This window comes from Streptomyces sp. JW3 (genome assembly GCF_052216785.1).
Lineage (GTDB): Bacteria > Actinomycetota > Actinomycetes > Streptomycetales > Streptomycetaceae > Streptomyces.
In genome coordinates this window covers 1-10,245 of record NZ_JBQOUX010000105.1, presented here as the reverse complement: position 1 = coordinate 10,245, position 10,245 = coordinate 1, and the positions used below count along the sequence as shown (strand labels likewise).

General features: G+C 75.3%; 9 protein-coding genes and 1 pseudogene. 4 read left to right on the top strand and 6 right to left on the bottom strand.

What is annotated here, in order from left to right; all coding sequences use genetic code 11:
• Positions 1–198 precede the first annotated feature (198 nt).
• Together ACTT8P_RS30820 and ACTT8P_RS30815 are read right to left on the bottom strand one after the other, a co-directional pair.
• Positions 199–762: an Rv1733c family protein gene (locus ACTT8P_RS30820; protein WP_442835066.1), complete on the bottom strand. Its 564-nt coding sequence runs from the start codon at positions 760–762 to the stop codon at positions 199–201.
• Between the two features lie 151 nt (positions 763–913).
• Positions 914–1,678 (bottom strand): GntR family transcriptional regulator, encoded by a 765-nt coding sequence (locus ACTT8P_RS30815; protein WP_442835065.1) that lies wholly within the window; start codon positions 1,676–1,678, stop codon positions 914–916.
• A 158-nt stretch (positions 1,679–1,836) separates the two neighbouring features.
• On the opposite strand from ACTT8P_RS30815, the gene ACTT8P_RS30810 reads away from it, so the two are divergent.
• The gene (locus tag ACTT8P_RS30810; RefSeq protein WP_442835064.1) at positions 1,837–2,700 is read left to right on the top strand and encodes a (2Fe-2S)-binding protein; all 864 of its coding nucleotides are present in this window, start codon (positions 1,837–1,839) and stop codon (positions 2,698–2,700) included.
• A 301-nt stretch (positions 2,701–3,001) separates the two neighbouring features.
• Positions 3,002–4,048, top strand: a complete 1,047-nt coding sequence (locus ACTT8P_RS30805) for a DUF2637 domain-containing protein (RefSeq protein WP_442835063.1) — start codon at positions 3,002–3,004, stop codon at positions 4,046–4,048.
• A 67-nt stretch (positions 4,049–4,115) separates the two neighbouring features.
• Here ACTT8P_RS30805 and ACTT8P_RS30800 read toward each other — a convergent pair whose 3' ends face one another.
• The 3 genes from ACTT8P_RS30800 to ACTT8P_RS30790 all read right to left on the bottom strand — a co-directional run bounded on the left by ACTT8P_RS30800 (position 4,116) and on the right by ACTT8P_RS30790 (position 8,215).
• A complete protein-coding gene (locus ACTT8P_RS30800) occupies positions 4,116–4,541 on the bottom strand; it encodes an ATP-binding protein (protein ID WP_361168861.1) in 426 nt (141 codons plus the stop codon).
• A gap of 229 nt (positions 4,542–4,770) precedes the next feature.
• Complete coding sequence (locus ACTT8P_RS30795; RefSeq protein ID WP_442835062.1) at positions 4,771–6,516, bottom strand: pyruvate dehydrogenase; 1,746 nt, start codon at positions 6,514–6,516, stop codon at positions 4,771–4,773.
• A 28-nt stretch (positions 6,517–6,544) separates the two neighbouring features.
• A complete protein-coding gene (locus ACTT8P_RS30790) occupies positions 6,545–8,215 on the bottom strand; it encodes a protein phosphatase 2C domain-containing protein (RefSeq protein ID WP_442835061.1) in 1,671 nt (556 codons plus the stop codon).
• Positions 8,216–8,569: 354 nt separating this feature from the next.
• Here ACTT8P_RS30790 and ACTT8P_RS30785 point away from each other — a divergent pair, with 354 nt between their 5' ends.
• Positions 8,570–9,553, top strand: a complete 984-nt coding sequence (locus ACTT8P_RS30785; protein WP_442835060.1) for a helix-turn-helix domain-containing protein — start codon at positions 8,570–8,572, stop codon at positions 9,551–9,553.
• Positions 9,554–9,605: 52 nt separating this feature from the next.
• On the top strand, positions 9,606–10,088 hold the full coding sequence (locus ACTT8P_RS30780; RefSeq protein ID WP_442835059.1) for a DUF456 domain-containing protein: 483 nt from the start codon (positions 9,606–9,608) through the stop codon (positions 10,086–10,088).
• Here the strand turns inward: ACTT8P_RS30780 and ACTT8P_RS30775 are convergent.
• A pseudogene (locus ACTT8P_RS30775) lies at positions 10,051–10,245 on the bottom strand (MGMT family protein); the annotation flags it as partial. The gene ACTT8P_RS30780 and the pseudogene ACTT8P_RS30775 sit on opposite strands and share 38 nt — an antisense overlap.

Sequence of the window (10,245 nt, the reverse complement as noted above, 5' to 3'; positions counted from 1 at the left end):
CACGGCTTAACCTGCGGCGCCCCGGCACGGGGGCGGTGGGCTGCCGGGGCGCTGCGGCGGCCGGGATGCCGGGACGGCCGGGGCGGTCCGGACGCCAGGACGGCCGAGACGGTCCCGATGCCGGGACAGCCGAGACGCCCCCGACGCCGGGACAGCCGAGACGCCCCCGACGCCAGGACGGCCGAGGCGGCTAGAAGGTCATCGGCCGCCGCGGGGCCGCGCGGGCCCATTCCCGCTCCCAGGCCGCCAGGTTCCGGAGCTCCAGCAGCAGGCCCCCGCCCCGTACGCCAGCGCGCCCGCACCCGCGACGGCCAGGGCCGCGACCAGCGCCCAGCCCGCGGCGCGGCTGCGGATCTCGTCCCCGGTCAGCGGCGGGCCGGTGAGCCGGCCGTCCGCGGTGACCCAGACCGGGACCGTGCTGCGCGCGGGCAGCCCCGGCTCGACGGCGGTCCGGGCCGTCCGGGTGCCGCCGTCCGGGCCGGTGTAGCGGACCGGGGCCTGGACCGGGCGGGGCGCCGGGGCGTGCGGCGCGGCGGCGACGAGGACCGCCGTGGTGCGGTGCCGGGTCCGGGCCTGGTCCTCGGCGGTCGCGCTGAAGTGCCGGTGGGCCCGGTCGGCCGCCCACGGCCCGGCCACCGGCACCGCCGCCAGCACGGCGAGCAGCAGCCCGAGCCCCAGCCGGCCCCGGAGCCGGTCGGTGCGGCGCCGCAGCGGGTCGCGCCGCCCGCGCCGCGGTGGGGAACGGAATGGCTCACCGGCCACGGGTTCCACGGTTCTTCCTCCTCCCGACGCCCGACGGCGGTACGGCCCACGCATCCTCCAGCGTGCCCGCCCCGCCCCCGCCCGCCCATCGGGCGCAGCCCCCATTCGGCCCAGCACGCGGCAACCCCGCGGCCGGCCGCGCGCCGGCCCGCTATACCGAGAAGTGCTCCCCCACCAGGGCCCGCACCAGCTCCGGGTCGCCGGCGATCAGGGCGTCCAGCAGCGCGGTGTGCTCGTGCGCGTCGGCGACCAGGTCGGCCCGGCCGCGCGGGACCGGGGAGCCGGCCGGCGGCCACTGCGCCCGGCGGTGCAGGTCGTCGGCGATCCGGACGAGCTGCTCGTTGCCGGCCAGCGCCAGCACCGCGCGGTGGAAGGCGCGGTCGGCCTCGGCGTAGACCGCGCGGGTACCGGAGGAGGCGGCCCGGACGGTCGCCTCGGCCAACGGCCGCAGCTCCGCCCAGCGTTCGGCGGGCACCGTGCGGGACAGCCGCAGCAGCACCGGGACTTCGATCAGCGCCCGGATCTCGGCCAGTTCGGCCAGTTCACGGGCGCCGCGCTCGACGACCCGGAAACCCCGGTTCGGCACCACCTCGACGGCGCCCTCCTGGGCGAGCTGCTGCATGGCCTCCCGCACCGGGGTCGCCGACACCCCGAACCGCTCGCCGAGCGCGGGCGCCGAGTAGACCTCGCCGGGCCGCAGCTCGCCCGCGACCAGCGCGGTGCGCAGGGCGTCCAGCACCTGCCCGCGCACGGACGAGCGCTGGACGAGGGCGCGGGGGCGGGGCAGCGGCGGCTCGGCGTGGGTGTGCTCACCGCGTACGGGCGCCGGCGCGGGCACCCGGGCGGCCGGCGCCGTGCGTATCGCGGGTGTCCCCGGCTCGGCGGAGCTCTGCGCGCCCTCCCTCACGGGGTCCACGGGGTCCTCCTGGGGACGTGTCGGTACTTGGGGTCATTACGGCGGGTTGTTACTCGTCCGTCAAGCACCCTAGGGGTACATCGCGTCAGTTCAAATCCGGAGGATCTTGGGTAAGGTAAGGCTTGCCTATAAGGGCCTACAAGGAGCCAGGAGCCTTGATGTCCGTACCCCGTTCACCCGTCGCGGCCGCCTACGCCCGGCTGGCCGAGGTGCTGCCCTCGTTCGCCGTCGCGGAGCACGCGCCCGGCGAGGCGCTGCCCGACGGCGGCGGCTGGGTCGCGGCCGCCGCGCTCGCCGAGGGCGGCCCGGCCCTGGACGCGTTCCTGACCTGGGACGAGGCGCAGGTGGTACGGGACTACGGGCAGCGGGCGCGGCCGGACGTGATCGCCACCTTCGGACTGCACCGGTACGCCTGGCCGGCCTGTCTGCTGATCACCGTGCCCTGGTTCCTGCACCGCCGGGTCCCCCGGCTGCCCGTGACGCACGTCGCCTACGACCGCTCCGCCCCCGGTCTGCCGCTGGGCCGGATGGCCGTCCGCCCGGCCGGCTTCGCCTGTCTGCCGGACGATCCGGCCGCCGCGCTGCCCGGCGCCCGGGTGGTCGCCGACGAGGACGCGCTGCGCGCCGAGGTACGGGCCGCGGTCGCGGACCACCTGGCACCGCTGCTGGCCGGATTCGGCCCCCGGATGCGGCGGCGCGACCGCGCCCTGTGGGGGATGGCGACCGACGAGCTGGTGGAGGGCCTGTGGTACGTCGCCCATCTGCTGGGCGAGGGAGACGGCGAGAGCGAACGCGACCGGGCCCGCCGGGAACTGGAGCTGCTGCTGCCGGGGGCGACCCGGCCGTACGTCGGCGCGGCGGCGTTCCGCGAGCTGACCGGGCCGGACGGCGAGTCGCTGCCCACCCGGGACCGGGCGAGTTGCTGCATGTTCTACACGCTGCGCCCCGAGGACACCTGCGCCGCCTGTCCGCGCACCTGCGAGGCGGACCGGGTCGGCAAGCTCGTCGCCCAGGCCGGCTGACCGGCTGCCCGCGGCGGCCGGCGGACCCCGTAAGATCATCCGCGCGGGTGACCCCCGTACCGGCTCCGCCGATTCACACCTTCCTCACAAGGTGCCGGGCGTTTCCCCGGAACCACCCGTACGGGTATCCTTGTTCGAACTCAACTCCCGCGCCTCAGACGCCAGTTCGAGCAGGACGCCGCCCCGGACCGTCCCCACGCACTCCCTTGGCGGCCTCTTGCCCCGAAAACCCCTTGAGGGCAGGCGGGGTTGGGCCACTATGGCGGGCGTTACGCCCTATCCCAATGCAAGGGACCCCTAGATGAGACTGACCGACATATCGCTGAACTGGCTGCTTCCGGGCGCCGTGCTGCTCCTGGGCATGCTTGCGGCGGTGGCGGTGCTCGCGCGCGGCAAGCGCTCCTCGGGGAAGGACACCGGCAAGGACGACTCGTGGGAGCGGTCCGAGGAGCGCCGCAGGCGCAAGGAGGCCCTGTACGGCACCTTCTCCTACGTCCTGCTCTTCTGCTGTGCCGCGGTCGCCGCCGCGCTCTCCTTCCACGGTCTGGTCGGCTTCGGCGAGCAGAACCTCGGCCTGAGCGACGGCTGGCAGTACCTGGTCCCGTTCGGCCTGGACGGGGCGGCGATGTTCTGCTCCGTCCTCGCGGTGCGCGAGGCCAGCCACGGTGACGCGGCGCTCGGCTCGCGCATACTCGTGTGGACGTTCGCCCTCGCCGCCGCCTGGTTCAACTGGGTGCACGCGCCCCGGGGCCTGGGCCACGCGGGCGCCCCGCACTTCTTCGCGGGCATGTCCCTGTCGGCGGCCGTGCTGTTCGACCGGGCGCTGAAGCAGACCCGCCGGGCCGCGCTGCGCGAGCAGGGCCTGGTGCCGCGTCCGCTGCCGCAGATCCGGATCGTCCGCTGGCTGCGCGCGCCCCGCGAGACCTACGGCGCCTGGTCGCTGATGCTCCTGGAGAACGTGCGGAGCCTGGACGAGGCGGTCGAGGAAGTCCGCGACGAGAAGCGCAAGAAGGAGGAGACCCGGCAGCGCCGGCGCGAGGCGGGCCGCATGGAGCGGGCCCAGCTGAAGGCCATCAGCCGCGGTCACCGCAGCTTCCCGGGCCGTGGCGGACGCCAGGTCGAGGTCGAGGTGCAGGCCGTGGAGCGGGGCTCCGACCAGGTCGCCGCGGAGCCTGCCATAGCGGCGCCGGAGCTTCCCGCCCGCCGCCGGCTTCCCTCGCTGCAGCCCGTGCGCGGCGCGAGTGACCCGGTCACCGTGGACCTCACCGCGGAGGACGACACCCAGGCGCTGCCGCGGCTGGACTCCCTGGAGCGCAAGCTCAAGGACCTTGAGCAGCAGTTCGGTTAACCACCGAAACCACCGGAACCGGTGAGCCGACGAGGGGCGGGGTCCGCGGGCCCCGCCCCTCGGGTGTTCAGGCGGGCCCGGCGTCCAGTTCGAACCAGACGGACTTGCCCACGGCGTGCGCCCGCACCCCCCAGGCGTCGGCCAGCGACTGCACGAGCAGCAGGCCCCTGCCGTGCGTGCTGTGCGTACCGCCCTCGGCGTCCACGGCGTGCGGCCGGGGCCACCGGGAGACGAAGTCGCGTACCTCCACCCGCACCGCCCGGTGGTCCACGACGGCGGTCAGCACCGCGTCGTGGTCGGTGTGCACCAGCGCGTTGGTGACCAGCTCGCTGGCCAGCAGTTCCGCCACCTCCGACCGGCCCGGCCGCCCCCAGTGCCGCAGCAGCTCACGCAGCGCCCGGCGCGCTTCGGGTACCGCCCCCAGGTCGCACCGCCGGAGTCTGCACCTGAGCTGAGACGCCCCGTCCATCGCGTCGTCGGCCTTCTCCTCCACCACTTCGTCCACCGGACGCGTCCCCACCACCACGGGACCGCCCCTGTGTGCCTGCCTCGCCATGTCCCCCGCCCGCGTGCCGGTGCCATTGCCTCGCGCTCGAACACGTTCACGATGTTCCATGCCCCGTGTGGCGCCGGGCAGTCATCCGGGCGCCCGCCGACCGGGCGGACCGGGTGTTCGGCCACGGAAATGGCCGAACACCATTGCCCCGGGCGGCCGGTGGGCGTTACGGCCGGGGCACGTTGCGCAGGTTGGAGCGGGCCATCTGGAGCATCCGGCCGACGCCGCCGTCCAGCACGATCTTGGAGGCGGACAGCGCGAACCCGGTCACCATGTCGGCGCTGATCTTCGGCGGGATGGACAGCGCGTTGGGGTCGGTGACGACGTCGACGAGGGCCGGGCCCTTGTGCTTGAACGCCGCCTTCAGCGCGCCCGCCAGGTCCTTGGGCTTCTCCACCCGCACCCCGAAGGCCCCGCACGCCTCGGCGACGGCGGCGAAGTCGGGGTTCTTGTTGGTCACCCCGTGCGAGGGCAGTCCGGCCACCAGCATCTCCAACTCGACCATGCCGAGCGAGGAGTTGTCGAAGAGCACCACCTTCACCGGCAGGTCGTACTGGACCAGGGTGAGGAAGTCGCCCATCAGCATGGAGAATCCGCCGTCCCCGGACATCGAGACGACCTGCCGCCCCCGGTCGGTGAACTGCGCCCCGATCGCCATCGGCAGCGCGTTGGCCATCGACCCGTGCGAGAACGAACCGATGATCCGGCGCCGCCCGTTGGGCGAGATGTACCGCGCCGCCCAGACGTTGCACATCCCGGTGTCGACGGTGAACACGGCGTCGTCGGCGGCGACTTCGTCCAGCACGGACGCCACGTACTCCGGATGGATCGGGGTGTGCTTCTCGACCTTGCGGGTGTAGGCGCTGACCACGCCCTCCAGCGCGTCGGCGTGCTTCTTCAGCATCCGGTCGAGGAACTTGCGGCTCTTCTTCTCCTTCACCCGCGGGATCAGACACCGCAGGGTCTCCTTGGCGTCGCCCCACACCGCGAGGTCCAGCTTGGAGCGCCGGCCCAGGTGCTCCGGCCGGACGTCGATCTGCGCGATCTTCACGTCGTCCGGCAGGAAGGCGTTGTACGGGAAGTCGGTGCCGAGCAGGATCAGCAGGTCGCACTCGTGGGTGGCCTCGTAGGCCGCGCCGTACCCGAGCAGCCCGCTCATCCCGACGTCGTACGGATTGTCGTACTGAATCCACTCCTTGCCGCGCAGGGCGTGCCCCACCGGGCTCTTGATCCTCCCGGCGAACTCCATCACCTCGGCGTGCGCGCCCGCCGTGCCGCTGCCGCAGAACAGGGTGACCTTGTCGGCGTCGTCGATCAGCTTCACCAGCCGGTCGATCACCTCGTCGCCGGGGCGGACGGAGGGCCGGGAGGTGACCAGGGCGGTCTCGGTAGCGCCCTCGGGGGCCGGCTCCCCGGCGATGTCGCCGGGCAGGGTGACGACGCTGACGCCGGAGCGGCCCACCGCGTTCTGGATGGCGGTGTCCAGGAGGCGGGGCATCTGCTTCGGGCTGGAGACCATCTCGCAGTAGTGGCTGCACTCGCGGAACAGGTGGTCCGGGTGGGTCTCCTGGAAGTAGCCGAGACCGATCTCGCTGGACGGGATGTGCGAGGCCAGGGCGAGCACCGGGGCCATCGAGCGGTGGGCGTCGTACAGGCCGTTGATCAGGTGCAGGTTGCCGGGGCCGCAGGAGCCGGCGCAGGCCGCCAGCTTGCCGGTGATCTGGGCCTCGGCGCCGGCGGCGAAGGCGGCGGTCTCCTCGTGCCGGACGTGCACCCAGTCGATGCCGGAGTGGCGGCGCACCGCGTCCACCACCGGGTTGAGGCTGTCGCCGACGACGCCGTAGAGGCGTTCCACTCCGGCGCGGACGAGGGTGTCGACGAACTGCTCGGCGACGTTCTTCTGTTTGGCCATGCTGTCCATGTAGGCACAAAGGCCCCGTTCATGCCTCCCACACCGCGGCGGCCGTACGGTCGTCGGCGTACCCCTTGACCCGGGTGCGGACGTCGGCGAGGAAGCCGGCCAGACCGGGCGGGGCGGCGCCGGACCACCGTCCGGCGAGGTGGTCGCGCAGAGCGGCCTCGCCGCGCAGCGGGTCGGCCAGGCCGGCCGTGCACAGCAGCAGGACATCACCCGGGCGGGCGACGGAGGCCCGGAACCGGAAGGGCCGGCGGGGCGGCCCGAGGGCCGGCTCCTGGTACGGGCCCGGCGGCGTGGTGACGCCGAGGTCCATGGTGAGCCGGTCGCCGTCGGGGGTTTCCGCCGGGGTTTCGGCGAGGGTCCTCGCGGGGGGCGCGGTGGGTGGGCCCGCTGGTGTCCCAGTGGGTGGCCCCGGTGCCGTCCCCGTGGGCGTCCCGTCCGCGGTCCCGGCGGGTGCCCCGGCGGGCGGTGAACCGAAGCCGACGACGGGGGCGCCGGTGGTGTCGGCGGGGCGCGGTTCTATGTCCTGCCACCAGCCGTCCCGCAGCCGGAACAGACCGCCCGCGCCGACGCCGAAGAACACCCGGGTACGGCAGTCGGGGTCGGCGGGCAGCAGCAGACAGCGCAGGCCGGCCGTGTACTCCTCCGGGGTCAGGCCCTGTTCGGTGGCGCTGGCCCGCAGCCGGCCCAGGCTGCGGTCGGTGAGCCGGTGCAGACCGGACTTCAGGTCGCCGCGCCGGGCGGCCCGCAGGTCCTCGGCCAGCCGGAGGTGGCTGCGGCCGACGGCCCGGCCGATCCAGCGGCACAGCTCGGCGGCGGCCCGGTGGGCGCCGGTCGCGGCCCGGCCGCCGGTGGCCATCGCCACCAGGACCAGGGCGTCGTCGCCCGCCCCGAAGCGGGCGGTGAGCAGCGCGTCGCGGCGCGGGTCCCCCCGGTAGCGCGCGGAGTCGCCGCGCAGGGACAGCGCCCGCAGCGTGCAGGACCCGTACCGGGCGCCGTCCAACACGGTGTCCGCGACCAGGTCACCGAGGGCGTCCGGATCGGCGGGCGGGAGGGCGGTGGGCTCGGGGTCGTAGGTGGGCGGGCCGGAACCCACGAAGTCGCGGCGGGCGGGGCGGGGCCGGGCCGCCGCGTCGGCCGGGGTTCGAGGGGCCGCCGGCGGGGCGGGGGGCGGGTCCGTGGGGCGGGCCGGAGGCCAGTTCGCGGGGAGCGGGAGTGGGGGCGGGGGCGGGGGCGGGGGCGGGGATACGGCGGGGGGCGGGGGTGGTGCGGTGGCTTGCGGCGGGGGTGGTGCGGTGGCTTGCGGAGGAGGTGGTGCGGTGGCTTGCGGAGGAGGTGGTGCGGTGGCTTGCGGAGGAGGCGCGCCACCTGTGCCACCCGGGGTTCCCGACCGCCCGCGGATTCCGGCACCCGGCGAACCGTCCGGGAACGTCACCGGCCCCCTCGGCCCCGCCGGCGGCGGCTCCCAGGGCGCCCGTGGCACCGCCCCGCCCCGCTCCGCCGCCCGGGGCCCCGGCACGGCAGGTGGGCGCCGGCCGGGGCGGTCGGCGTCCAGCGGTCCCGTCGCGGAGGCGAACCGGTCGTCGAGGGAGTCGGACCCGCCCGTCCCCCCGGTGTCGTCGCCGGCGTCGTCGTACAGCTCCCCCCACCAGTCGTCCTCCCGGCCGGTGGGACTTCCCCCCTGCTGACTCATGCCCTCGATTGTCCACCGCTCGGGCCGGTTGAAAACGGCGCATCCGGAAAAACCGATGCGCGGTGGAGGTCGCCGGACGGTCCCACCCCCCACGGGAGAACCGCCCGGCGACGGCGAGGCGATCCGGGCCCGGTCCCCCGGGGTGCGCGGTCGGCGCACGTCAGGGCCCGGATCACGGCACGGCGGCGAGCTGGTCGCCGGACGCCGGGGCGCCGGCGGGCGCCTCGGTGAGGTCACCTTGGCAGAGGGGGCGCCGGTACCGCGATGATGTGCGCAGGCGGGTTTGCGCCGTGGCCGTTTTCCGCCACGGAGGGGCGGTCCGGAGGCTGGAGTCCAGGGGAGGGACGGCGTTCGATGCTGGGAGTGCTGGGGCTGGAGGAGGCCCAGGAGTCGGCGTACCGGGTCCTGGTGTCCGTGGGGGCCGCCGATGTGCCCGATCTCGCCCGGCGGCTGGCGCTCGGCGAGCAGGACACCGAGCGGGCCCTGCGACGGCTGGAACAGAACGGGCTGGCGGCCCAGTCGCCCGGCCGGCCGGGCCGCTGGGTCGCGGCGCCGCCCGGCGTGGCGCTGGGCGCCCTGCTCACCCAGCACCGGCACGCGCTGGAGAAGGCGGAACTGGCCGCGGCCCTGCTGGCCGAGGAGTACCGTGCGGCGGCCGGTGAGCCCGCGGTGCACGACCTGGTGGAGGTGGTGACCGGCGCCGCGGCGGTCACCCGGCGCTTCCTCCAGCTCCAGCTCGGCGCGACCGAGGAGGTGTGCGCGCTGGTCACCGGCTCCCCGGTGGCCGTCACCGGCATGGAGAACCACGCGGAGGAGGAGGCCGCCACGCGCGGGGTCCGCTACCGGGCGGTGGTGGAGCGGGCGGTGCTGGACCGGCCGGACGGCATCACCGAGCTGACCGCCGCCCTCGGCCGGGGCGAACAGGTCCGGGTGGTGGACCGGGTGCCGACCAAGCTGGTGGTCGCCGACGGCACCCTCGCGCTCGTACCGCTCACCGCCCGGTCCGCCGAGCCGGCCGCGCTGGTGGTGCACGCCAGCGGTCTGCTGGAACTGCTCACCGGCCTGTTCGAGACGGTGTGGCGGGGCGCGCTGCCGCTGCGGCTCGGCGCCCGCGGCGTGACCGAGGACGCTCCCGGCGGCCCCGACGCCACCGACCTGGAGATACTCTCGCTGCTGCTGGCCGGGCTGACCGACGCGAGCGTGGCCAAACAGCTCGACCTGGGTCTGAGGACCGTACAGCGCCGGGTGAAGCGGCTGATGGAGCTGACCGGGGTGACCACCCGGCTGCAACTGGGCTGGCACGCCTACGAGCGGGGCTGGGTGGCCCGGGACCGCTGAGCGCCCCGCTCCCCGATCTGCGAACCGCCGCCGAGGGGCGCACCCTGGTCTGATGGGAGTGGTGGACCTCCTGCTGGTGGGCCTGGTCGTCCTGCTCGGGCTGTGCGGCGTGCTGCTGCCCGGCGTGCCCGGGTCCTGGCTGGTGTGGGCGGCGGTCCTGTGGTGGGCGCTGAAGGACCCGCGGCCGCTGGCCTGGGCGGTCCTGGTCGGCGCCACGGTGGTGCTGCTGCTGTCGCTGGCGGTGCGCTGGGCGCTGCCGTCGCGCCGGCCGCGGGCCCCGGACACCGAGGGCCGGCTGACGGTGTACGCGGGCGGCGGCGCCTTCCTCGGTTTCCTGCTGGTGCCGGTGGTGGGCGCCGTTCCCGGCTTCCTCGGCGGGATCTATCTGGCCGAACGGCTGCGCCTGGGCCGGCACGGCGAGGCGGTTCAGGCCGTGCGCTCGACGATGCGCTCGGGCGGCTGGAACGTGCTGACCGAGCTGTTCGCCTGCCTGCTGATCACCGGGGCGTGGCTGGGCGCGGTGTTCGCCGGCTGATCCGGGCCGGCGGCGCGCACTCCCTCCAGGGCCGGCAGCCGCGTCTTGCGCTCCAGGCCGCCGGCGTACCCGGTCAGGGAGCCGTCGGCGCCGATCACCCGGTGGCAGGGGCGCAGGATCAGCTGGGGGTGCCCCCTCTGGGGGAGGGTCGGCGCCG

What these genes read in the sequence shown, in the direction of transcription:
- ACTT8P_RS30780 (WP_442835059.1), top strand. Translation starts at nt 9,606, where the DNA reads ATGGGAGTGGTGGACCTCCTGCTGGTGGGCCTGGTCGTCCTGCTCGGG.
- ACTT8P_RS30785 (WP_442835060.1), top strand. Translation starts at nt 8,570, where the DNA reads ATGCTGGGAGTGCTGGGGCTGGAGGAGGCCCAGGAGTCGGCGTACCGG.
- ACTT8P_RS30810 (WP_442835064.1), top strand. Translation starts at nt 1,837, where the DNA reads ATGTCCGTACCCCGTTCACCCGTCGCGGCCGCCTACGCCCGGCTGGCC.
- ACTT8P_RS30790 (WP_442835061.1), bottom strand. Translation starts at nt 8,215, where the DNA reads ATGAGTCAGCAGGGGGGAAGTCCCACCGGCCGGGAGGACGACTGGTGG.
- ACTT8P_RS30795 (WP_442835062.1), bottom strand. Translation starts at nt 6,516, where the DNA reads ATGGCCAAACAGAAGAACGTCGCCGAGCAGTTCGTCGACACCCTCGTC.
- ACTT8P_RS30805 (WP_442835063.1), top strand. Translation starts at nt 3,002, where the DNA reads ATGAGACTGACCGACATATCGCTGAACTGGCTGCTTCCGGGCGCCGTG.